Source organism: Streptomyces scopuliridis RB72 (genome assembly GCF_000718095.1).
Taxonomy (GTDB): domain Bacteria; phylum Actinomycetota; class Actinomycetes; order Streptomycetales; family Streptomycetaceae; genus Streptomyces; species Streptomyces scopuliridis.
The window spans coordinates 93,475-117,483 of sequence record NZ_JOEI01000018.1 but is presented as its reverse complement, the minus strand read 5'-3'; the positions used below and the strand labels follow the sequence as shown (position 1 = coordinate 117,483).

The following is a 24,009-nucleotide window of genomic DNA, read 5'->3' as shown; positions in this document are numbered from 1 at the left end:
GCTCTGACACAGTGTGCGGAGCTGGGGGTCACGGGACGAGCGCGTCCGGGGTGTCCAGCCACACCCAGTGGGCAGCCCAATTTCTGACCGTCGCGGACGCGGCGATGAGTTTGTCCGGCCCGGGGAGTCTCACCAGCGTTGTCGCCATCACGGGAGGAACACGCGGCTCAGCTACTGAGGGTCTGAACTTCAATGGATGCGCGAACGCGTGCTCCCACACCGCCCGTTCACTGGCGATCAGCTTGTTGACCTCCTTCTTCGCCCGAGTCAGCGGCTTGCGCTGTCGGATCCGGCCCTGACCGGCATGCCCCGCCAGGAGCTGGACTCCCTCGTCGACCGGATCGCCGACGACTGTCAGAGGCTTGCCGATCGAGACTTTGCGGAGGTTCGATCATCCCGTCACCCATATGGTGTACCGATTTGCCTCTTACCTGAGAGTTTGGTGAGTATTCGTCGGAGTCCCCACCCGCCTTGAGGTGGGGACACCAACGAGGAGGTCACCTTGCCCGGTCGACGTTCGTCACGCCGCCTGCTGCGCAGTTCGGCGATCGCTGCAGCCGCCGCGTCCCTGCTCGGCGTGGGGCTGTCTGTCGCGGTCGCCGCACCGCAGTCCCATACGGCGCCCGCGGCGTCCAAGCCGGCCGATCCCAAGTACGTGGCGATCGGCGACTCGTTCGCCGCCGGCGGCTCCATCGAGCCGCTCGACCCGACCGATGAAGCCTGCGGCGGACGGTCGCTGAGGAACTATCCCCATCAGGTGGCCGAAGCCAAGGGCTGGGACATCACCGACACCTCCTGCAACGGGGCGACCCTCAAGAAGGGTGTCTGGGGGTCCGGAAGGGGTGGCTTCTGGGAGTCCATCGACGGCGGGCGGACCCCGGCGATGATCGACGAGGTCGACGCCGACACCAAGTACGTGACGTTTCAGATGGGAGGCAACGACAGCGGAGTCAGCAACGTCTTCCTCACCTGCATCAATGACGGGACCGACCGCGACTTCGGCGGCACCGGCAGGGGCAACGACCCCCAGGGCACCTCGTGCAAGGACCGCTCCGAAAACCGCGAGAGGAACTACCAGTTCGACATCCCGGGGGCACAGGAAGAAATCCAGAAGGCCCTGCTGGAAATCCACAAGCGGGCTCCGCAGGCTCAGGTAGCGGTCGTCGGCTATCCCGCAGTCATCCCCCAGGACGTGACGCGGTGCAACTTCTACACGGATCCCATCCCCTTCCTGAGGAACGGGCTCGGGCCGGTCTCCCACGGTGACCTCGTGTGGCTGCGGGGCAAGTTCGAAGCGTTCAACGCAAGCGTCGAGGACACCGTCACCGGGCTGGCCGCGAAAGAGCCCAACTTCGCTGTCACCTACGTGAACACCTACGACCACTTCAAGGGGCACGAGCCCTGCCAGCCCGCGTCCCCCAACCGGTGGATCTGGCCCGTCCCTGCCCCCAAGACCAACCCCGACTATGCCTTGTGGGGTGCGGCTCACCCCAACGAGTACGGGCACAACGAGCAGGCCCACCTGGTCTCCGCAGCCCTCCCCATCGCCAAGCGATGACGCCCCGCTGACCGGGGGCTTTGCTGTCTTCAAACGGGTAGGGTCGGGGCTGGCGCGGTAGCTGACGCTCCGTTTCCAGCCCCCGCCGCTTCACGTGAAACAGGCCGCCGACGAGGTGCCCGTGGCTCGGGTCCTTTTCCGACGGCCCCCTTCCCCAACCGGGCAGACGGCTTTGACCGCACCCGGCTCTCCAGTGAGCCTCCGCCTACTTGAGTTGAGCTGCTTCAGCGGGGCTGGTGTGACGTTTGGTCGGGGTGCTCGTGCGTGGTCGTGGGCGGGAGTCTGGATGTCGTGCCCAGCCCGAGCGGGGTGACGCACCACCTGTTCTGGCGAAAGTGACCGGTTCTCAGACCGGCCCCGGCCCGCTGTTCTGCCATCCGGGGCCGGTCTGAGGCGGGCGGTTGAGCCGCGCCTCGTCGAACCACGCCGGTGCCCGAGCCCCGGGACAGGAGTGAGTGGCGTGTGGCGCAGGTCACGGGAAGTCGGTGTGTGGTGCCGGACAGCTCTCTGAAGTGAGCACTCAACTGCGTACCCGGATCAGAGCCGGGGATTCGAGCGCGTACGCCGAGCTGTTCGACAGCTATGCGCGCGCGATCTACAACCATGCGTTCCGGCTGACCGCCGACTGGTCGACCGCGGAGGACGTCATGGCCGCTACGTTCATGGAGGCGTGGAGGCTGCGGGAGAGGGTGGATCCCGAGGGGGGTTCGCTGCGGCCCTGGCTGCTGGGGATCGCCACCAACACCGCGCGGAATCAGTTCCGGTCCAACCGCCGGTACCGGGCCGCCGCCAACGCCGCCGCCGCGGCCGAGCTGTCGGTGCCCGACCACGCCGACGAGGTGGCCGACCGGATCGACGACCGCCGGCGTCTCGCGACCGTTCTCACCTCCCTTGCCGCGCTGCGCCGGCCCGAGCGGGAGGTCATCGCGCTCTGCTTGGGCGAGGGCCTGGACTACGAGGCCGCGGCCGAGGCGCTCGGCATCCCCGTCGGCACCGTCGCCTCCCGGCTGTCCCGGGCCCGCAGGAAGCTGCGCGCGCTGGCCGAGGCCGAACTCGCCCGCCCGCTGGGCGCCACGCCCCGGCCGGCGACCGAGCTGTCGCGCCCCGGACGGGAGGGGGCCCGGAAAAAAGTGCGCGGGAAACGGGAAGCCGTCCTCCCCGTCCGACAGATAAGAGGCGATCACGACAACGCGATCCGGCCCGTACAGGAAGGAAACCGATGAACGCGAACCCGTCCCGGCAGCACCCGGCCGACATGGACGAGAGCGCCCAGCTCATGTCCCGGACAGCGCGCGACCTGCCGCCGGGCCGTCACCAGTTCCACAAGGAGCGTCTGATGGCCCAGATCCACGACATGCGGCAGAGCGACGACCGTACGGCGACCCCCGCCCCGGGCAAGAGGGCCCGGCGGCCGCGGCTGCCGCGCCTGGCGATCGCGCTGCCCGCGATGGCCGCGGTGGTGGCGGGCGTGATCGTGACCGCCTCGGTGCTCAACAACGGCGGTGGCGGAAGCGGTCCCGCCACCGGGCCGGCCCTGACCACCGACCTCGGCACCGCCAGCGCCGACGGCGCACCCCAGCTGCTCGACCAGATCTCGCTCGCCGCCGCCTCCGGCACGCCCCACCCGCGCGTCGGGCTTGGCCAGTTCATCTACATCGAGTCCAAGACGGCCACCACCTTCGTCAAGACCGTGGACGGCAGGAGCAGCCTCGCCAGCCACCCCCTGCACACCCGGCAGAGCTGGATGTCCGCCGACGGCACCAAGGGCTGGCTGATCGACCCCGCGGTCAACGACACTCCCGAGGGCGAGACCCTGAGCCTGCCCGACGAGCAGGGCAACCCCTACAAGGCAGGCCTGAACGGTCCGTCGTACGACTACCTGACCAAGCTCACCACCGACCCCGACCAGCTGCTGGCGAAGATCTACAAGGAGACCGCCGGCCAGGGCAACTCCCCCGACCAGCAGGCGTTCAGCACGATCGGGGACCTGCTCAGCGAGAGCTACCCGCCCGCGGAGCTGTACCCGGCGCTGTTCAAGACCGCCGCGAAGATCCCCGGGGTGGTCGTCGTGAACGACGCCGTCGACGCGGCGGGCCGGCCCGGCGTCGCCGTCGCCCGGCTGGACGAGACCAGCGGCGCCCGCGAGGAGTGGATCTTCGACAAGAAGACCCATGCCTTCCTCGGCGAGCGCAACGTTCAGGTGAAGCAGATGAAGGAAGAGGGCGTCGTGATCAAGCCCGGCACCGTCAACTACACCAGCGCCATCATCACGCGCGCCGTCGTCGACCACATGAAGCAGACCCCGTCCTCGTCCTCGTAGGTCCTCCGGCCACCACTCCGGCTGCTTCTCTGTCGTCCTGACCCGTCCCGCGACCGGTCCGGGCAGCGGCGGCAGTCGGTGCTGTCCATGACCTCATGGACGGCATCGGCAAGACCCGATCAGGGCTCACCAAGCGGCATCCGGCCAGTTCTGCCGGATGCCGCTTGGTGTGCTTCTCACCGTCGCGATCTCCCCAGCTGCACGGACACCAGCGATCGACCTGCCTCCGAGCCGACGGGTGAGACGGAACGGGACTGAACGGCCCGAGCGGGGTACCACTCTGTCGCATCGGTCATCAGATCTTGTGACGCCAAAAACGGAAAGGGACATCTTCCAGAGGCGGGAAATCGACGTGCTGCACGACCATACGTCGGCGCACTCGGCCCACCCCCCTCCGCACACCCCCTAGGGAACACGCTTGTCTTCTCCCCTTTCCATCCTTCCCCGTCGCCTTCGGCGCACCGCGACCGTGTCCGTCCTCGTCGGCACCGCCGCCGCGCTCCTGGCCACGGCCTGCCCGGCGAGCGCGCTACCCGCCACCGATGCGGAGCAGCCCCGGTCCGAGGTCTCCTGCACGTCCGACAAAGCCGGCCTCGCGAACCGGCTCCGCGAGGACATCCAGGCCGTGGTGGAGGACGCCACCCTCACGGGACGGGTCTCCGTCGCTCTGTACGACCGCACCACAGGCACCAAGTGCGCGTTCAACGCGGACCAGTGGTACGACTCGGCGAGCGTCGTCAAGGTCATCGTTCTGGGCGCGCTCCTGCGCCGGGCCCAGAACGAGAACCGGGACCTGACCTCGTCCGAGCGCACCCTCACCACCAAAATGATCACGGCGTCCGACAACGACGCGACGACCACGCTGTGGAAGCGGCTCGGTCTCGCCCGTATCTCGGACTTCCTGCGCCTCGCGGGCATGGAGCACACGACCCCCGACCCGGACGGCTACTGGGGGCTGACGCGGATCAACGCCGCCGACCAGCTCAGGCTGATGGAGCTGCTCACCTCGGTGAACTCCGTTCTCGACGACGACCGCCGTGCCTACGCGCTGGGCCTGATGAACCAGGTGATCCCCGCTCAGCGCTGGGGCGTCCCCGCGGGCGCGCCGAGCGAAGCGACGGTACATGTCAAGAACGGCTGGCTGCAGCGCAGCAGCGGCGGATGGCGTGTGCACAGCGTCGGCGCGTTCACCGGGCAGGGGCATGACTACGGCCTCGCCGTCCTGACCGCCGACAACACGGGCATGCCCGCCAGCGTCGCGGTGATCGAGAACATCGCCCGGAGGGTCCACGCGGACCTCAACGGGACCACCCTCGTCCCGCTCCAGGAACAGCACCGCCAGGACCTGCCCGACACCTCCGACGGTTCCCTGGTGCCCGACGGCAACCGGTGACCCACCCCGCCGCCCGGCTCAGGCCGGGCGGCGGAGCCGGTGAGCGCAGTCACCTCTCGCCACCAGGCAGGATTACGGACGGTAACAGGAGCGGGCAGGGCCTCGGTTGGCTCCTGTGACGGCTAACCCGCTATCCATGAGCTGGTCGTTAGGGGGACGCATGCAAGACGTGGTGCTGGCGATGCTCGCGAAGGAGCCATCGCACGGCTACCACCTCCGCGCGTGGCTGCGGCGGGTACTCGGTCCGCTCGGGGAATCGATGAACGCGGGCCAGGTCTATGTGACGTTGGCCCGGCTGGAACGAGCGGCACTGGTCGTCCGCGAACGAACGGAAGGGCCGCCGGACCGGAAGGTGTACGCGCTGACACCGGCCGGACGGCAGCGGGTGGCCACCTGGCTGACCGAGGTGAACTGGCCGAAGCAGGACCTGGCCGAGCTCCACCTCAAGCTGTCGGCGGCGAAAGCGGCCCGGCTCGCCGATCCGGTGGAGCTGGTGGCCGTGCACCGCCGCGAGTTGCTGAGACGCCTGCGGCAGGCGCAGCGCGCGCTGCTGGCCGAGCCGGACGGCTCGACCGCCGGCTTGCTGCTGGAGGGTGTCGCTCTGCGGTTGCAGGCGGACCTGCGCTGGTTGCGGGCCTGCGAGCAATTGGGCCCGCCTGACACGACTGTCCACGATGCTGCCGGTCCCGGTCCTGCTCGGGCTGCGTCTGATCGCCCGCATCGCGGCCCGCCGATCCGTCGCACAGACCCTCAGCGCCGGAACAACGTGAACGCCGGGTGATACCTGCGCTACTTCTCGCCGAGGACGACCGCACCGCGCCGCCTGCTCTCCGCCCGTACCTCCGCCACCGACACCGCGATCGCGGCCAGGAGCAGGGGGAACGCGACCGCGTTCGCGATCTGGGGGATGCCGACGGCCCGCAGCAGGCTGGCCGCGGTGGAGAGCAGGAGGAGGCCGAGGGGGAGGAATCGGCGCCATGTGGGCAGGTCGCGCAGTTTGGTGACGCGCAGCGAGTACCACAGGGTGAAGCCCAGTAGGGAGATTCCGATGAGGGCGATGACGAACAGCATGACGTGTCTCCGGTGCGGTTCTGCGGGTCTGCGGGTCTGCGGGGGGAGAGTGGCGGTGGCGATCCGCAGAAAGTGATCTGCGGATCGCCACACTACTCAGGGTCGGTCAGTGGTCCGGTCAGCCTCGTGTGTAGACGATCCGGTACGAGGAGACGTAGGTCCGGGATGTCCGGGTCCAGCTCCAGCCGCCGGTGCGGGTCCACTTGAAGCCCGACCAGGCGACCCGGTACGTGGTGCGGTCGCGGTAGGAGTACTGGTAGCGGGTTTCGAAGGTCGCCAGGATCTTCTGGCGGCCCCAGCCGTACCAGGCCACGACCTTGCACTTGAAGACGTACTGCTTGCGGTACTTGTACTGGCGCTTCCAGGACGTGATGGGCAGCGGGCCCCAGTCGCCGCTGACGACGTCCCAGAACCAGTGGTAGTTGTGGTTCTGCCAGCTGCCGTAGCTCCAGCCGGTGGTGCGCAGGACGGTCGTGTAACTGCGGCCGGTCCAGGCGTGCTTGGGGACCCGGCAGGTCGCGCAGCCGGTCACGTCCTCGTTGTTGACCGGGTCGGCGCAGGCGTAGTCGTACGCGTTGCAGCTGCCTCCCGGCACCGGGTCGGCGGACAGGAAGCGTCCCAGGGCCGGGCTGTAGAGGCGCACGCCCATGAGAGTGAGGTCCGTGAGGGTCTCACTGGAGCGGTGCATACCGCCGTGCCAGCCGTAGCGGGTGGCGGCCTGGTCCGGGGCGCGGTTGCCGTATTCGTCGGTGTTGAGGACCGTGGCGGCCTGTCCGGCCGTGGTGGGCAGTTGGATCACCACGTCACCGTGCAGGTTGACCAGTTGGAGGACGGTTCCGCCGCTCTTGGCGGTGGTCGCGGCGAGCTGGCCGTCGAAGCCGTTGACGCTGCGGGTCAGGGCGCCGGTGGCGGTGTCCTCCACGGTCCAGCGCGGAGTGTCGGCGTCGGAGCTGTAGTGATTGAGTTTGGACTGGGTCGTGGTCCAGCTGCCCGAGGCATTGGTCTCGACCGTCCAGGCGCGGGAGCGCAGCTGGGAGTCGAGGGTCCAGATCTGGCGCTGGTTTCCGGTGGTCTGCTGACGGACCAGGTCATTGGTGTAGTACGCCAGCGTGGTGCCGGGGGCCGCGGTGGTGCGGCCGAAGGCGTCGTAGGTGTAGCCGGCGTCGACCAGGCGGTCGGCGCTGTCGTAGGTGTGGGTGGTGGTCGTTCCGCCTGTGGTGGTGCACTCCAGCCCGGGGGCCGCGGCGGCGGTGGTCAGGGTCTTGCGGTTGGAGTTCTTGTCGAAGGTGTAGCTGCGGGTGACGCAGGTGCCGTCGACGGCGTCGTCCGCGGCCCGGACGAGCCTTCCGGTCTTGTCGTAGGTGTAGGTCTCTCCCGCCGTCTGGCCGGCGGAGCCGGTGTAGGAGGAGCGCTGCCCGTGGACGGTGGGCACGATGGTTTCGGAGAAGAGGACTTCCCCGTCGCTGTCGCGGCTGTAGCTGCGCTCGGTGGGCATGCCTGCCGGGTTGGTGCTCTGGCGCATGGTGAAGCCGCCGGGCAGTTTCCGGGTCAGGACCTGGCCGTCGGCGTCGTAGGTGACGGTGAACGTTCCGGCCACCGAGTCGGTGATGGAGGTGGGCAGTCCCCGGGCGTCGGCCGTGGTGTCGTAGGCGTAGGCGGTGCTGGAGGGGATGTTGTCGCTCACCAGGAGCGGCTGCCCCTCGGCGTCGTACTGACTGGTGGTCACGCCGCCGTCGGCGTCGGTGTACGAGATCAGGCGGCCGAGCTGGTCGTAGCTCTTCTTGACGGTGCCACCGTCCGTGGACGTGATCGTGGCGACCTTGCCGCTGTCCGGGTCGTACGTCGTCGTCACGGCCGGGACCGCGGTGCCGGTCCCTCCGCTGGTGGTGACCGTCGAGGCGCGGCCCGCGGCGTCGTAGGTGGTGGTCTTGACGCGGGTGCTGCCGTTGGCGGTTTCGGTCAGCTTGGCGGTCTCGCCCCACCGGTCGTACTCGGCGGTGGTGGTCACCAGCTCGGAGGGGTTGGATCCGCCTCCCGTGACCGTGGCGGCCGGGCGTGTGCGGCACTCCTCATCGGCCCATTCGGGCTTTCCGCCGCAGACGCCGGTGCCGTCGCCGGTGTAGTAGTCGGTGATCTGCGTGCCCGCGTCGGTTCCGCCGGAAGCGGGCAGGCTGCGGCTGATCAGGCGCCCGGAGCTGTCGTACGTGGCCTTCTCCGTGATGGCCAGACCGCCCGGGTCCTGGATGGTGCTGGTGAGCTGGCCCTTGACCCAGTCGTAGACCGTCTGGGTGACCCGCGGGTCGGCGTTGAGCGCCGGCCAGTTGCGCGGCTGGGCGCTCACCGTGCTCTTGGTGACCTTGTCGGAGACGGAGGCCGTGCCGTCGGTGGGGCGTCCGCTGTCGTATTCACTGACCGTGCGGTGCCGGGCGACGGCCTGCTCGCCCGCGGCCGCCACCGTGGTGGTGCCCTCCTTGAGGTCCGACTCCAGTACGACGCGGTGCAGCGGGCCGAGCGTCTCGACCTCGCGGGAGCCGTCGGCGTTGTAGATGCCGCGGTTGGACAGCAGCTCCGCTCGCTCCGCCGACGGCAGGGCGGCGATACCGAGATCGGCGAGCTGCGCCTTCGCGCTGTCGGTGCCGCCGAGCGCCAGGGCACGATTGGCCGCCGACAGTTCCCTGACCGCGTTGCCGAACCGGTCGTACTCGGTGGTGGTGATGTTCTTGCCGGCGTCGGCGGTGTTGACCTCGCGGCCGGAGCTGTCGAGGTAATGCACCATGGCACGGCGGTAGTCGCCCGCGCTCAGGGCCTGGCCGTCGTGCGAGGAGGGCACGGCGTCGGCGGGGAAGACGGCGGTGGCGTCGGTGGGGGCCTCAAGCTGCCCCCACGCCTTGACGTCACTGGCGCCCAGCGGATGGGGTGCCTTCGTTCCGGTCGGCGGAACGCCGTAGACGATGGACGTCTGGGCGGTGTTGCCGTCGGTTTCGCCGGCGGATCCGGCCTTGAGGGTCGGCCGGGTAACCTTGAGAAGCATCCCCTCGCCGGAGACCGGGTCGGTGCCCACCTTGCCGTAGGTGAAGCTCCACGGCAGCTGCCCCGGGGGCTTCATCTGGGTGACGCGCCCGGCACTGTCGTAGGTGTAGGACGTCTTCAGCGCGGGGCTGATCCTGGGGTCCCAGGTCTCGCGCAGCCGCCCGGCGTCGTCGTAGCGGTACGACGCCACGGCGGTCGCGGTGGACGCCGAGGCACCGGGGGACGTCGCCCAGAGGCGGATCTCGGAGACCTGGCCCTTGAACTCGCCCAGGGACGAGCCGGTCGCGGTGGTGGAGGCGGCGTACACGAACTCCAGGACCCGGCAGCCCCGGGTCGACGGGGTCGCCTCGCAGGTGCCGAGCGTCACCGCGCTGGTGGCCGCGATGACCCGCTTGGGCCGGGCCAGTACCTTGCCGTCAACGGTGACGGCTTCGGAGACGACCTCGGTGGTGGAGTTGGCCTGCCCGTCGATCAGCGAGCGGGAGACGGGCCACGCGGTGCTCGAACCCGCCACGGGGCTGAAGGTGGTGACGCTTCCGTCGGTGTTCGACAGGGTGAAGTCACCGGACGTGAGAGAGCCCTTGAGGGTCAGGTCCTCGCTGCCGGGCTCGGGTACCCAGCCGGTCCTGGCCGCGTTGGCGGTGAAGGAGATCGTCTCACCGTCGGCCGTGACGACGTCCAGTGAGGTCGCCGAGGTCTTGCGCAGCTCCGAGTAGTCCGACTGGACCGCCTGGGCGACTGTTCCCGCCACCCACTCCTTGCCGAAGATCGGCGCCTGGCCGTCCTGCGTGGCCCCGGCGTTCGCCGACCGGGAAGAGACACTGCGGGTGACCGTCATGTCCAGCACGGACACATCGGTTCCCGACAGGGTGTAGTCACCGGTGAGGAGGTTGAGCGATCCGGGGCCGGCCTCGGCCGCCGCCGCGCCGTCGGCGTTGCGGTCGACCACGACCGCCAGCGGCGGGGTCTCGCCGGTGGCACCGGCCGGGCCGGTGAAGTCGGCCTTGATCTGCACCGAACCGTCCGGGTCGACCGTGTCGGTGGCGTTCCACACCAGAGCGGCGTTCTTGCCGTTCGTCAGCGGCACCGGCCACGCGGTCAGCGGCGTACCCCCCGCCGTGACATGACCGGCGGGAATCGCCGTCCACGCGTCGGCCTCCGAGCGCCGCCACGAGAAGGACACCTTGTCGTACTTACCGGCTTCGGCCTCGGCGACCAGCGGCATCCGGCGCGCGGTGCGCTCGCCGTCGGCCGGCTGGACGAATCCGCCCGGTCCGGCGTGGAAGGTGTACTCGACAGGTTCGGACTTGTTGTCCGCCTTGTCGACGGACCGCACCTGGAGGGTGTGGGTGCCGTTCTTCGGCGGGGTGACGGAAATCGTCCTGTCCGAACTCGCGCCGCTGGTCGCCACCTTGGACCAGGTCACTCCGTCCAGGGACCATTCGAGCCAGTTGTGGTCGGCCGCGGGCGGGGTGACGGTGAAGACACCTGCCTGGCCGGCGCCCTTGACCCACTTGTCCGACGGGTAGTCCGTCGATGTGATCTTCGCCGGGGCCGAGGGCGAGCTGGTGTCGACGGTGAACGTCTTCCACGCCGACCAGCCCACGTTGTAGTGGGTGCCGTCATACGGCGAGGTACGGAACTTGTAGGTCTTGCCGTTGCTCAGCACACCCGAGGGCACCGTCACCGAGGCGACCTGCCCTGAGGGCACGTACGGCGAGACGATGACATCGCCGACCTGGAGGTTCGTGGCGTTGTCGAAAATCTGGAAGGTGCCGTTGACCTTGTCACCGTTGGCGTCGACGAAGGTGTCACGCAGCGTGGGAGTGACGGTGTTGACGGTGTAGGCGCCGGAGTAGGAGAAGTACGGGGGGCCGGCCTCCTGCTTGGTGCCGGTACGCGGCCGGTAGTTGTACGTGACGACCAGCTTGGGCGGGTTGGCCGCGGCGTTGGCCGAGTTGACCCGCTTCCACTGCGCCAGCACGCTCTCGTCGGTGGCTCGCAGTCCCATGTGCCCGCGGGTGGCCTTGGCGGACGCCCAGTCCTGGACCAGCGTCGTGACGTTGGCGTTGATCCACCCATCGGGCTGGGTGGTGCACGAGGCATTGCCGCGCGTCTCGGTGGAGGTGGCCTTCTTGGCCGTCATGGCCGGCCGGTTCGTCCACCGGCTGGACGTGGAGGCCGCGCCGGACGACCACACCTCCCACGGGTACGCCTTGCAGTCCACGTTGTTGCCCGAGTGGAAGTTCCACAGCGAGAGCTTCGCGTCGGATACCAGCGCGTCCTGGATCGGCGAGGTGTTCCAGGAGATGAAGGACTGCGCGGTACGGGGGGTGCCGTCGGCGTTCTTCGTACCCGGGTTGCCCAGATCCAGCTCCACGTCGTTCGACCAGTCGACGGTCTCGCCCTGCTGGACATAGGTGTCGAAGACGCTGGAGAGGGAGGAGGTGGAGGGGTCCACCGTCACGGGGTACTTCGTGTCCGGGTCGGCGAGGAACGTCGCGTCCGGCGTGATCACCAGATCGACCGAGGACCCCTTGGCCACGACCTTCATCGCGACGGGAACGCGGCGGGTGTGCTCACCGGATCGCTGGTCGACGGTGGAGTCCCACATCACCGGCGCGGGCATCACCGCCTGCTTCTTGTTCTTCTTGTCGGTGAACAGCACACTGCCATCGGCCTGTTGCTTGGCTTTGAGGCCCTTGGCCTTCAGCGGCAGGGTGTAGGAGAAGCCGTCGGTGGCGGGCCTCTTCTTGATCTCGACGAACTGCTCGAAACCCGTGCGGGTCGCCTCCACCACCACGTCCGCGCCGGGCACGGCGTTGACGTACTCCGCGCGCGTGCCGGCCAGTTCCGGCGTGGGGAGGCCGCCCTTCCACTGGAGGGTGATCTGCTGATCCCCCTCGCCGAGCGTGACCAGGTCGGTGGCCCGGGAAGCCTGCGCCGCCTTCAACGAGGCCGCGGGAGCGCCGGTCCTGCCGGCGAGCTTCAGCCCGCGGGGGTGTGCCTTCGGCTCCACGGAGCCGTCCGCGCCGCTGACCAGATCCAGGTCCACGTCCCGCCACGCGCCGGTGATCCCGTCCTCGAACCGGATCGGACCGGCCGTCAGCTCCGTGGTGAGCGAACCGTCCTTGTTGGCCCACGTGGTGGAGGTTTCCGTCCGCTCCGACAGAGCCTCGACGCGTGTGCCGGACAGCCGCGCGGTGACGCGTGCTGACGCGATGTCGGCCGCTTGCGTGGCCGCGGGCTTCTCCGGCGCGGCGGGCGTCCGGGGCGGGGCGGACATGGCCGGACGTGCGCCGTCGAGCAAAGTGATGGCCAGCGCCAGGGTCAGACTCCCCGCTATGAAGCGGAGTTTCCCCCCGGACCATGGCCGCCCGCGCCCGTGGGGCGCGAGTGTGTGAACCGTCATCATTCCTCTGTCTCTTCGTCACATGAGCACCATTCATGTGGTGCACACGTGAAGATACCGAAGAGTAAAAGGCGCGTAAGTACACCAAGCGTGAACGAAGTTGAACAATAAGTTCCGATCTTGGTCCGCTCACGGCGCTGCCAGTGCGTGGGCCGTGGCTCGGGTCGCGAGGGTGTCGGAGTAGCGGCGCAGAAGCAGTACGGCGGTGGTCGCGAGGCCGGTGAGCAGGCCGAGCCAGATGCCGAGGGTGTCCAGGCTGAGGGGGTAGGCGAGGAGCCATGCGGCGGGGAGGCCCACGGCCCAGTAGCCGATGAGGGTGATGCGGAAGCCGCTCCGGGTGTCGTCCAGGCCGCGCAGGAGACCGACGCCGATGTTCTGCGCGCAGTCGAAGAACTGGAGGAACGCGGTGACGATCAGCAGGTGCGTGGCGATCGTGAGGGCCTGGTCGGAGCCGGAGTCGAGGAACGGGGCGAGGACCAGGCGCGGCAGGGTGAGGTAGCCGATGCCGACCACGGTCATGACGGCCGCCGCGCAGGCGAGCGCGGTGTTCTTGATGCGGCGGGCATCGTCGTGGCGGCCGAGGGCGAGTTCGCGGCTGACGTTGATGGACGCGGCGTGGGAGAGGCCGACGGCGACCTGGAAGACGATGTAGACGAGCTGGTTGACGGCGGTGTGCGCGGCGAGGGCGGCCGGTCCGAAAGAGCCGGCCATCAGGGCGGTGACGGAGAAGAAGCCCGCCTCGGAGCCGTACGTGGCGGCGATCGGGATGCCCAGGCCGATGAGGCGCCGGACGGTCGCCGGATCGGCCTTGGCCGCGTTCAGGGTGAGCAGGGGCGCCAGCTCGCTGTCGCGCTTCGCCGAGACGTACAGGGCGACGAACGACAGGAGGTAGACGCTGGACGTGGCGATGCCGACGCCGGTCAGGCCCAGCCGGGGCAGGCCCCACGTGCCATGGATGAGGACCCAGTTCAGGCCGGCGTTGACGGCGATGGACGCGAGGGTGATCCGGAGCAGCGCCTGCGGGCGTCGCATGCCGACGGTGAACTGCCGGATGGCCTGGAACCACAGGCACGGCAGCAGACCGGGGGCCAGCGCGATCAGCATGGTCTGGGCGCGGTCGACAACAGCCGCGTCCTGGCCGAGCCAGGTCAGCGTCTGGCCGATGAGGATCATGAGGACCGCGCCGGCGATACCGGCGAGCGTGGCGACGGCCATGCTCGCGCGGACGATGCCGCGTACCTCCTCGTGCTCCGCCGCTCCCCCGGCGTGCCCCTCGCCCTGCCCCTCCCCCTCGCCCTTGGCCTTGCCCGCCGTGCCCGTCGCCCGCTCCGCGCGGGCCGCCGCCGCGGCTATCTGGTTGCCGACGGAGGTGACGAGGCCGACGCCCATCGTGCGGAGCTGGTTGAAGATGACGATGGCCAGGCCGCCGGCCGCCAGTTCCGCCGTGCCGAGCATGCCCATCATCACCGTGTCCGTGGTGGTCAGGGCGACCTGGGCGAGCTGGGTGAGGACCAGGGGTACGGCGAGAGTCGCGAGGGCGCGGCTGTCGCGGAGGAGGGTGGTCAGCATGGGGTTATCGGTTCCCGCGGAGTTTGGTGAGGAGTTCATCGATCTCCCGTTCCGCTGCGGGATCGAGGAGACCTCGGGCGTGCATCCAGTCGTCGTTGAAGACGGTGTCCAGGTACTTCTCCCCGCCGTCGTTGACGAGGGCGACCATAGTCGTGCCCGGGGGAAGCGTGGACAGCCGGGTCAGCGCCTCGTGGACGACACCGCCCGCCGAGCCGCCGATGAGCAGGCCGGTACGGGCGACGGCGCGGCAGGTCGCGAACGCCTCGATGTCGCCGACCTTCACTCCCTCGTCGATCAGGTCGAAGTCGACCAGGGCTCCGATCTCGGCGCCTTCCGGGGTGCCGGTGCCGGACTGGTAGTAGTCGTGGGCCGGCCCGCCGAACGCGATCGATCCCTTGGGTTCGACACCGATCGTGACGAGACCGGGTATGAGCGTGCGCAGCTCACGGCCGGTGCCGCACAGGGCGCCGCCGGTGCCGACCGCGCCGATGAGGACGTCGAGCCTCCCGTCGAGGGCTTCGTGGAGTTCGTGGGCGACGGGAAAATAGCCGACGCCGTTGCTGGGGTTGTTGTGCTGCTCGGTGAAGAAGGTGTTGTCCTGGCCGCGCGCCAGCTCCTCGGCGAGTTCCTCGCGGGCTGCCGTGGCCAGTTCTTCGGTGCCGTCGTCCACGACGTAGACGAGTTCGGCGCCCAGGGCCTTCATCCCGCGCAGCTTGTCGGCGGCGGCGTGGTGGTCGACGACGGCGGTGAAGGTGTAGCCGCGCTCGGCGGCGACGACCGCGAGTCCGAGGCCCGTATTGCCGGACGTGGACTCGATGATCCGGCCGCCGGGGCGCAGTTCACCGCGCTCCTCGGCGTCGGTGATCATCTGACGGGCCATACGGATCTTCGCCGTACCGGTGGGGTTGAACATCTCCAGCTTCAGCAGCAGACGGGAGCCCGTTTCGGTGGTGGCGAGTTCCAGCAGCGGGGTGCGGCCGATGAGGTCGGATACGCGGGAGACCACGGCGGGGCGCTGAAGTGCTCCGGGCATCGATTACTCCTGTGGGGGTCGGTGCGGGGGTCGGTGCGGGGGTCGTCCCTGGGTCCGTACGTACGGGCGTCGTGCCCGCGTCAGGTGAAGTGGCGGTCCAGCCGCCAGCGTGGCCGGTCACGATCGGTGCGGTCGATCACGACCTTGGGCGGGAGGGCCAGATCGTGGAACGCCGACTCGTTGGAGTCCATCTGGTAGCCGGCCGTGTTGGGGTAGACCAGCAGGTCACCGGCGCGGGGGCGCCGGGTGAAGGGGATCTTCCGCCAGGTGAGCATGTCCGACTCCAGACAGGTCGCCGCGCCGACGGCGGCGGGCCACACCCCCGCGGAAGCCTCCGGATTCATCGGGAGCAGATACGGGTCGGGCAGGTACTCGCTGTTGAACCACTGCTCGGACAGGCTCAGGCTGGTGCCGTCCACGGTCAGGAGCTGGTAGCCGGCACGGTCCTTGACGCCCTGGATCCGGAATACGGTGGCGCCGGCCCGGTCGAGCAGGGCGCGTCCGGGCTCCATCAGCAGCGTGACGCCGGAGTCCCGCAACAGACCGGCGAGGCTCTGCCCGTACCCCTCCGGGCGGGTGGCCAGCAGCGTACGCAGCGCACCGGCTCCCGCGTGCGGCGAGTGGTACGGGTAGAAGTCGGCGGTGTCGAAGGTTCTGTCCGCGTGGTAGTGGCCGCTGTTCTGTACGTCCAGGAAGGCGCACCAGCTCTCGGCGTCGGTGTAGCTGACCGCGAGGCCGCCGCCGATACTGACCCGATCGGCGTCCAGGCCCAGGGCGCGGGCCTTGAGGCACAGATCGACCAGTTGCCCGGCGAGGTCGGCGCGCGGCTGGATCGCGTAGCCGGACAGATGGAAGCTGAACCCCTCCATGCGTACGGCGTCGCCCGCCCGGACGCAGCGGTCCAGGGCGGTGGCCAGTTCCGTGTCGTTCATGCCGAAGCGGCTGTGCGGCTGGGCCGGCGGCAGACAGCGCAGGAGCAGCCGGGCCCGGCGTACGCGTCCGGTCCGTACGGTCGTGATGAGCGCGTCGAGTTCGTCGAGCGCGTCCACGGCGATCAGCGCGCCGTGCCGGACCGCGAGTCGCAGCAGCGCGGGATCCTTGGCCGGGCCGGTGACCACGATGTCCTCCCCGCGGACGCCGTGGCCGAGGGTTTCGCGCAGTTCGCCGACGGAGGCGATGTCGACCCCCGCCCCGCCCTCGGCGGAGCGTTCGATCCACACGGCCGCCTTGTTGGCCTTCTTCGCGAAGTACACGACCCCGTCGACACCGGCCTCGGCCAGGGCCTCCCGCAGGGCCCGGAGGTTGGTGTCGAAGGTGTCGGGGAGCAGGAAGTGGAACGGGCCGCCCAGCGCGTAGGAGAGCTCCTCGATCAGTCCGCTGCTCAGGACCGCTTCGGCGCGGGGATCGGGCACGACGGGGAGGGTGGGCCAGGGGCCGGCGCTCACCGCCACAGCGGCACCTCGGTGCCCAGGCCCCGTTCCAGGGCGAGTTGGGCGAAGCGATGGCCGAGGGCGATGTCGGTGACGACCAGGCCGCTGTTGTACGCGAAGATCCGCTCCGTCGCCGAGCGGCGGCCGACGGCGTCACCAGCGATCACGGGCGGGAACTCGGCGTCGACCGGGGGCAGTTCGCCGTGGGCATCGGCCATGTCGGTGCCGGTGACGTTCATCTGCGCCTCGCTGGTGGCGATGATCCGGTCGGCCCGGTGCAGGGTCGACGGGGCGAGGCCGTGGCCGACGAGGACGGACAGCGCGCCGGGTTTGAGCCAGTCCGCCTCGACGGCGGCCGGAGTGTGCGCGCCCGCCGTCGCGACGATGACGTCCGCGTCCGACGCGGCGGCGCTCAGATCGGTGACGATCTCCACGTCACGGTCGGGGAAATGGGCGCGCAACTGCTCGCGGACGGCGGCGATGCCGTCGGGGTGCGTGCCGTACAGCATCAGCCGGTCCAGCTCGGGCAGCGTCGTGAGCAGGAACGGCAGGGCGAGGCGTCCTTGGGTGCCGGTGCCGATGACCAGGGCGTTACGGGCGCCGGGGGCCGCGCATTCGCGGGCCAGCAGCGCGGAGACGGCGGGGGTGCGCAGGGAGCCGATGCGGGAGCAGTCCATCATCGCGACCGGCAGACCGGTGACATCGTCGTAGAGGGTGAGCGAGGTGTAGTAGTGCTGTGCGTCGCGGCCCTTGTCCAGGCCGTGCTTGTAGGAGGTCTTGATCGCGACGACATCGCGGGAGCCGTCCCGGCCGAGCATCGCGTACGAGACCGAGTGCCCGTCCGGTGGCTTGACGGTCAGCTTCCGGGGGTTGTCGGAGAGGCCGCTGTGCAGGGTGCGGTAGGCGTCCTCCACGGTGGCGACCACATCGGCCGGCGAGATGTCGATCCCGGCGAGATCGGTGGTCGAGAGGATCCGCAGACTCGTGTCGTCGCCGGATACCGCGGTACCGCCGGATGCCGGAGTGTCGGCGGATATCGGGGCGTCGACGGATACAGGAGCGTCGGCGGGCGCGGTCGGGGTGTCGCTCATGGTGTCCTTCCTCCGGGGCGGGGGCGGGAGTTCAGCTCGCGTGCGCTTCGAGCGCGGCCTGACCGTAACCGTGCTCATCGGCTTCGGCCGGCGGCCGGGTGCGGCGCCCGGGGACCCGGACGGAGGCGCGCTTGAGCCACCGGTCGGTGCCGTCGTAGCGGGCCCGGAAGGGAACGCGGCCGTGGACGACCAGGTCGTTGTCGACGACGAGGACCTCCCCCGGGGCGAGACTCACCGAGACCGAGACGCGGGCGAGTTCGGCCTCCAGACGCCGGTAGGCGGCCCGGTAGGTTGCGTCGGCCCGGTCGACCGGCGTGTAGGCGGGGTCGAAGCGCAGCGTCGTCCCGTCCTCGGCCGGGAAGAGGGCGGGCACGGCCGGGGGCAGCTGATCCGTGTAGCCCTGGGCCTCGGCGTAGGCGTCGTCGGGCAGGATCGGCAGCACCGGGCGGGCCAGCGTCTCGATGTCCTGGTCCGAGAGGCGGGTCTTGCGGATGCCCGCGGCGGTGGTGGCGATGTGGTCGTGGTTGCGCACGCACCCGAGCATCAGAAGGTGGGCGCGGCCGGGGTGGAAGGCGTCCTCGGTGTGCGGGCTGAGGAGCACCGCGCTGCTGGCGCCGGTCTGCGCGGTCTCATGGCCGGGGGCGGGGACGATGTTGTGGACGAACCGGCCGTCCTGCTGGCCCTCCCAGGCGATCGGGTTGCCCATCACGGTGGCGAGCAGCAGGAGCGTGAGGTCGTAGAGGGCGCCCGCGCCGCTGTCTCCGGCGGTGGCCCAGCCCTCGGGTGTGGGTCCGACCGCCTCGTCGTCGACGTCGAGGCCGCGCAGCACGAACAGACCGTCGTCGGTGTCGACCGGCCGGCAGTGATGGCGCAGGGTGTCGCTGAACGCGCCTGCCGTACGGGCGACGTGCTCCAGCAGTGCGGGGGAGGCCGCCGACGTACCGAATGCGGCGAGTATCTTCTCCGCGGCCGAGCGGAGTTCGGCCACGGTGTGGGGATCGAGCTGACGGACAGGTGCGGCTGCCGAGCCCATGACAAGGTATCCGTTTCCGTCGGAATGGGGGGTGGGTGGGAAGCGCCCCGAACGCTAGCATTAAAGTTAGGCAAGGCAACCCTAAAAACCCACCAGCTGCTCTGAATGTGGATCGAGGACGTACGTGGACTTCACCAGGCGCCAAGTGCTCTGGGCCGGCGGGGCGATAGGCACGGCGGCTCTGCTGGCCGCCTGTTCGGGGGGCGGCACCTCCGCCGAACCCGCGGCCACGGGCGGCAAGCCCAAGAAGGGCGGCACGCTCCGCATCGGCGCGCTCGGCCGGGCCGGGGCCATCACCCGCGACCCCCATGGCACGCAGGGCAACGAGAGTGACTACCTGGTGCTGGCCCTGGTGTACGACACGCTCACCGTCCCCGGCGCGAAGCCCAACACCCTGCCGCGCCTGGCCGCTTCCTGGGAGCCGTCGAAGGACCTGAAGACCTGGCGCTTCACGCTCGCCAAGGGCGCCGTGTTCCACGACGGCAGCCCGGTCACCGCCGAGGACGTCGTGTGGTCGCTGCGCCGGCTGCGCGGCACGCCCTCCGGCGCCGCGCGGCTGCCCGGCATCAAGGCCGAGAACATCAAGGCCGAGGGCGCCGACACGGTCGTACTGATCTCCGACTATGCCAACGCCGAACTCCCGCTCCTGACCCGGCTGACCACGTTCGTCCTGAAGAAGGACACCCCGGACAGCGCTCTGGAGAAGGCTCCGGGCACCGGCCCGTTCACGCTCGACTGGTACCGCGGCGGCAACGCCCGGCTGGTGCGCAACGACAGCTGGTACGGCGGAACGGTTCTCCTCGACGCGATCGAGGTGACGATGTTCGAGACACCGCAGGCGATGGCCAACGCGCTGCTCGCCGGGCAGATCGACGTCGCCTCCAACGCCGGTGCCGTCGCCGCGCGGACCGCCGAGTCCCGTAAGGACATCCAAGTCGTACGCCGCCCCAACGACATGTCGATGCCCCTCGTGATGCGTACCGCGAGCGGCCCGTTCGCCGACGCCCGCGTACGGGAGGCGCTGCGCCTGGTCGTGGACCGGGAGGCCATGGTCAAGCAGGTCCTGTCCGGCTACGGCACCGTCGCCAACGACATCATGGGCACCGGCGACCCGCACTACGCCAAGGACATCCCGCAGCGCGAGCGCGACCTCGCCAAGGCCAAGCAGCTGCTGACCGAGGCGGAGTTCGACCTCTCCAGGACCTACGATCTGGTCACCACCGAGGACATCTCCGGACTCGCCGAATCCGCCACGCTGTTCGCCGCCCAGGCCCGTGAGGCCGGTATCAAGATCAGGGTCGTCAAGCAGGAGTCCGGCGCCTTCTACGAGAAGACCTGGCTCAAGGGCGACCTGTACACCAGCTACTGGGGCACCAACGACTCCGTCGTGTTCTTCGCCTCCAAGACCCTGGTCAGCGAAGCCGGACAGAACGAGGCCGGCTTCGCCGACAAGGACTTCGACGCCTCCTACCGCAAGGTCATCGGCACCGCCGACGAGAAGGCCCGCGCCACGGCGCTGCGCGAACTCCAGCAGATCGAGTTCGACCGGTCCGGCTACCTCCTGTGGGGCATGGCGGACGGCATCGACCTCGCCGCCGCCAAGGTCCAGGGCCTGCCCACGCTCGCGGGCTACGGCCGCGTCCAGCTCGAAAACGTGTGGCTGCGTTGAAACGTGCGGCCGCGTTGAGCCGGACGGCCGAGGACAGCGCGGTGGCCGCCCCCGTCCGGGCGGCCACCGCGCCCCGCCGTACGCTCCCGCTCCTCGGCCGCGTCGCCGCGGTCGTGGCCCGGCGGGTGCTGCTGCTCGCGGTGCTCCTCGCCGCGGTGTTCGCCGCCGTCGAACTGCTGCCCGGGGACGCCGCCACCGCGACCTCCGAACGCGGCGAGAGCGCCGCCGATGTGGCGGCGCGGCGTCAGCTGCTGGGCCTCGACCGGCCCGTGTGGGAGCGCTTCGGGGAGTGGATGACGGCCCTGCCCACCGGCGATCTCGGCACCTCCGCCCGCGGGCAGAAGGTCACCGACCTGCTCGCCGATCCGTTCCCCAACACCCTGCTGCTCGCGGGCTGCGCCTTCCTCCTCACCGTGGCGGCGGCGCTGGCCCTGGGGTGCTGGGCCGCCGCCCGGCCGGGCCGCCCGGCCGACCGGATCATCGGGCACGCCGCCACCTCCGCGTTCGCGGTCCCCGAATTCGTCATCTCCGTCGGCCTGTTGCTCGTCCTGTCGCTGTGGACCGGCTGGCTGCCCGCCGTCACCCTGACCGGCGCCGACGGCGACCCGGCCACCTGGACCATGCTGATCATGCCGGTCCTGGCGCTGGTCATCCCCCAGACCGGCTGGAACACGACCATCGTGCGCGGCGCGCTCGCCGACCAGGCCGCGGCCCCGCATGTCGAGGCCGCCCGGCTGGACGGTCTGCCGACGCGGCGGATCATCCTGCGCCACGCCCTTCCCGGAGCGGTCCCCGCCATCGCCACCGGCTTCGCCACCTCCACCGGCATGCTGCTGGGCGGCACGGTCGTCGTGGAAGCGCTCTTCAACTACCCGGGGATCGGCGGTGTGCTGGCCAGCGCCGTCGCCAGTCGCGACACCCCGCTCATCGCCGGTGTCGTCATCTGCGGCGGCGCCGCCATCAGCCTCGTGCTGCTGGCCGCCGACCTCATCCGCGCCCGCGTCCTGGGAGCCCGTCCATGAGCGCGCCCACGAGCACGTCCCTCACCGCGGGCCGTCGCCCCGGCGGCGCCCGCTACCGCGCGCTGCGCCGCGTCGTACCCGGTCTGATCCTGGTTCTGCTGGCCCTGATCGGCCCGTACCTCGCCGCCCACCCCATCGACACGCCCGTCACCGCCCCGTTCGCGGCGGCCGGCGACGGCGCGCCGCTCGGTGGCGACCAGCTCGGACGGGACGTCATGAGCCGGCTTCTGCACGGCGGCACGGCCCTCATCGGCAGCGCCCTCCTGGTCGCCGCCGTCGTCACCCTGCTGGCCACGCTGCTGGGGTGCTTCGCGGTCCTGCACCCCACCCTGGGCCGCGCCGTGGAGCGTACGGCCGATGTCCTCATCCTGCTGCCGCCCGTGCTGGGCATCATGCTCATCGCCCTCGCCTGGCCCGGCGGCGGACGGTGGGCCGTCATCGGCGCCGCGATCGTGCTCGGCACGCCGTACGCGGTACGTATCGTCGCCGGCGCCGCCGCGCCCCTGGCGAACGCCGGGTACGTCGAGGCGGCCACGGCCCGGGGCGAGTCACTCCCGTACATCGCCGCCCGGGAACTGCTGCCCAATCTGCGCGCGACCGTACTCGCCCTGTTCGGCCTGCGCTTCGTCGAAGCCGTGTACATCATCTCCATGGCGGGCTTCCTGCAGATCGGCCCGCAGCCACCGGCGGCGGACTGGGCCTTGATGATCCGCGAGAACGCGCCGGGCATCCTCCTCAACCCCTGGGCCGTGGTCGCCCCCAGCCTGGCCATCGCCGCCCTCGCCATCAGCGTCAACCTCGCCTCCGCCTCCCTCGCCCCTCGCTCCGCACGTAAGGCGGTGACCACCTCGTGAGCAACGCCGCACACCCGGCCGCCACCCGGGACGTCCCGGACGGACCTCTCGCCGACGGTGGTACGGACACCTCCGCGCCCCTGGTGACGGTCACCGGCCTCTCCGTACGCGTTCCCGGGGGCCCCGTGCTGCTCCCGCCCACCAGCCTGACCGTCCACGCGGCACAGATCACCGCTCTGACCGGCGTCTCCGGCTCCGGCAAGACCACGCTCCTGCGGGCCCTCCTCGGCCACCTTCCCGCAGGCGCCGCCATCGCCTCCGGCACGCTGGACGTCCTCGGCCACGACATCCCCGCCCTGGCCCCTGAGGCGCTGCGCCAGCTGCGCCGTACCCGGCTCGCGTACGTGGGACAGGACCCCGGGTCCGCGCTCAACCCGCGCATGAGGGTCCGTCAGCTCATCGCCGAGACCGCCACCGACCCGAGCGAGCGGGCCGTCCTCGGCCTGCTGCGCGAAGTCCGGCTGCCCACCGACGACGGGCTCCCCGACCGACGGCCCACCGCCATCTCCGGCGGCCAGCAGCGCCGGGTCGCCCTCGCCCGCGCGCTGGCCCGCACCCCGGAGATCCTGCTGCTCGACGAGCCCACCGCCGGGCTCGACCCGGCACTGCGCGACGAAATCGCCCAGTTGTTGCGCCATCTGGCCACCACACGCGGCTTGGCGATCGTCATGGCCTGCCACGATCCCGAACTCGTCGCCACCTGCGCCGACCGGGTCGTACGCCTCTCCGCGCCCGCGCGCGCCCGCGTACCGGCCCCCAGGACCGCGTCGCCGACCGGCATTCCGGACAAGGCGGTGGGGATCGCCGCGCGCTCCGTCAGCGTGGTCTTCCCGCACCGGGGCGGCGCGCAACACGCCCTGGACGCGGTGGACTTCACGGCGCCCCCCGGCTCCGCCACCGGCATCGTCGGGCCCTCCGGCTCCGGTAAGACCACGCTGCTGCGGGTCCTGGTCGGCCTTCACCGGGCCGACTCCGGAACCCTCACCCTCGACGGGCAGCCGCTCGCCGGAACGGCGCGGGGGCGCGGGCGCGCACACCACCGGCGCATCCAGCTGGTCCCGCAGAATCCGCTCGACGCGCTCAACCCTTCCCGTACCGTCAGCGCCGCCCTGGCCCGTCCACTCCGGCTGCACGGCGGCCTGGCCAGGGACCGGGTCCCGGAGCGGATCGCCGAACTCCTCGAACAGGTCGAGCTGCCCGCCGACTTCGCCCGCCGCTACCCCGCCGAACTCTCCGGCGGCCAGCGCCAGCGCGTCTCCATCGCCCGCGCCCTGGCCACGGAACCCGACTTCCTGCTCTGCGACGAGATCACCTCCGCCCTCGACCCGGACACGGCCACCGGCGTCATGGAACTCCTCCAACGCCTGCGTACCGAACGGCACATGGCCATCGCGCTGGTCAGCCACGAACCGCACCTGGTCGCGGCCTACACCGACACCGTGCATCTGCTGGACGCCGGCCGGCTCACCGCGCACGGCCCCACGGCAACGCTTCTGCCGGAAGGCGGCGCCCTCCACGGGTGAC

16 protein-coding genes are annotated in these 24,009 nt (G+C 70.4%); 9 read left to right on the top strand and 7 right to left on the bottom strand.

The annotated features are described in order from the left end of the window. Window positions 1-502: 502 nt before the first annotated feature. From IF11_RS0122995 to IF11_RS0122975, 5 genes are all read left to right on the top strand, one after another. Window positions 503-1,558 (top strand): SGNH/GDSL hydrolase family protein, encoded by a 1,056-nt coding sequence (locus IF11_RS0122995; protein WP_030353589.1) that lies wholly within the window; start codon window positions 503-505, stop codon window positions 1,556-1,558. A 512-nt stretch (window positions 1,559-2,070) separates the two neighbouring features. Next, a complete protein-coding gene (locus tag IF11_RS0122990) occupies window positions 2,071-2,781 on the top strand; it encodes an RNA polymerase sigma factor (protein WP_030353588.1) in 711 nt (236 codons plus the stop codon). Then, on the top strand, window positions 2,778-3,878 hold the full coding sequence (locus tag IF11_RS0122985; RefSeq protein ID WP_030353587.1) for a CU044_5270 family protein: 1,101 nt from the start codon (window positions 2,778-2,780) through the stop codon (window positions 3,876-3,878). The genes IF11_RS0122990 and IF11_RS0122985 overlap by 4 nt, the downstream gene beginning before the upstream one ends. Before the next feature lie 418 nt (window positions 3,879-4,296). After that, window positions 4,297-5,271, top strand: a complete 975-nt coding sequence (locus IF11_RS0122980) for a serine hydrolase (protein ID WP_244888241.1) — start codon at window positions 4,297-4,299, stop codon at window positions 5,269-5,271. 160 nt (window positions 5,272-5,431) lie between these two features. Then, window positions 5,432-6,052, top strand: a complete 621-nt coding sequence (locus IF11_RS0122975; RefSeq protein WP_078490862.1) for a PadR family transcriptional regulator — start codon at window positions 5,432-5,434, stop codon at window positions 6,050-6,052. 8 nt (window positions 6,053-6,060) lie between these two features. Here the strand turns inward: IF11_RS0122975 and IF11_RS0122970 are convergent, their stop codons facing one another. The 7 genes from IF11_RS0122970 to IF11_RS0122940 form a co-directional block, all read right to left on the bottom strand. Next, a complete protein-coding gene (locus tag IF11_RS0122970) occupies window positions 6,061-6,342 on the bottom strand; it encodes a hypothetical protein (RefSeq protein ID WP_030353584.1) in 282 nt (93 codons plus the stop codon). A gap of 118 nt (window positions 6,343-6,460) precedes the next feature. Next, window positions 6,461-12,658, bottom strand: a complete 6,198-nt coding sequence (locus IF11_RS0122965; protein ID WP_240627881.1) for a DNRLRE domain-containing protein — start codon at window positions 12,656-12,658, stop codon at window positions 6,461-6,463. 255 nt (window positions 12,659-12,913) lie between these two features. Further along, window positions 12,914-14,353, bottom strand: coding sequence for an MATE family efflux transporter (locus IF11_RS0122960; protein ID WP_030353582.1), 1,440 nt, complete (start codon window positions 14,351-14,353; stop codon window positions 12,914-12,916). A 4-nt stretch (window positions 14,354-14,357) separates the two neighbouring features. Next, window positions 14,358-15,386, bottom strand: a complete 1,029-nt coding sequence (locus tag IF11_RS0122955) for a cysteine synthase family protein (protein WP_030353581.1) — start codon at window positions 15,384-15,386, stop codon at window positions 14,358-14,360. 80 nt (window positions 15,387-15,466) lie between these two features. Beyond that, window positions 15,467-16,798: a type III PLP-dependent enzyme domain-containing protein gene (locus tag IF11_RS0122950; protein WP_420894627.1), complete on the bottom strand. Its 1,332-nt coding sequence runs from the start codon at window positions 16,796-16,798 to the stop codon at window positions 15,467-15,469. A gap of 29 nt (window positions 16,799-16,827) precedes the next feature. Further along, window positions 16,828-17,907, bottom strand: a complete 1,080-nt coding sequence (locus tag IF11_RS0122945) for an ornithine cyclodeaminase family protein (RefSeq protein WP_078490861.1) — start codon at window positions 17,905-17,907, stop codon at window positions 16,828-16,830. A 31-nt stretch (window positions 17,908-17,938) separates the two neighbouring features. Beyond that, window positions 17,939-18,940: a TauD/TfdA family dioxygenase gene (locus IF11_RS0122940; protein WP_030353578.1), complete on the bottom strand. Its 1,002-nt coding sequence runs from the start codon at window positions 18,938-18,940 to the stop codon at window positions 17,939-17,941. Between the two features lie 124 nt (window positions 18,941-19,064). On the opposite strand from IF11_RS0122940, the gene IF11_RS0122935 reads away from it, so the two are divergent. From IF11_RS0122935 to IF11_RS0122920, 4 genes are read left to right on the top strand one after another with little or no spacing between them, the layout of a single operon-like run. Next, the gene (locus tag IF11_RS0122935) at window positions 19,065-20,609 is read left to right on the top strand and encodes an ABC transporter substrate-binding protein (RefSeq protein ID WP_030353577.1); all 1,545 of its coding nucleotides are present in this window, start codon (window positions 19,065-19,067) and stop codon (window positions 20,607-20,609) included. Between the two features lie 41 nt (window positions 20,610-20,650). Further along, on the top strand, window positions 20,651-21,631 hold the full coding sequence (locus IF11_RS0122930) for an ABC transporter permease (protein WP_051746144.1): 981 nt from the start codon (window positions 20,651-20,653) through the stop codon (window positions 21,629-21,631). Next, entirely contained in the window at window positions 21,628-22,485 is an 858-nt protein-coding gene (locus tag IF11_RS0122925; RefSeq protein ID WP_030353575.1) for an ABC transporter permease, read from the top strand. The genes IF11_RS0122930 and IF11_RS0122925 overlap by 4 nt, the downstream gene beginning before the upstream one ends. After that, window positions 22,482-24,008, top strand: a complete 1,527-nt coding sequence (locus IF11_RS0122920) for an ABC transporter ATP-binding protein (protein ID WP_030353574.1) — start codon at window positions 22,482-22,484, stop codon at window positions 24,006-24,008. Before IF11_RS0122925 ends, IF11_RS0122920 begins: the two co-directional genes overlap by 4 nt. Window position 24,009 lies beyond the last annotated feature (1 nt).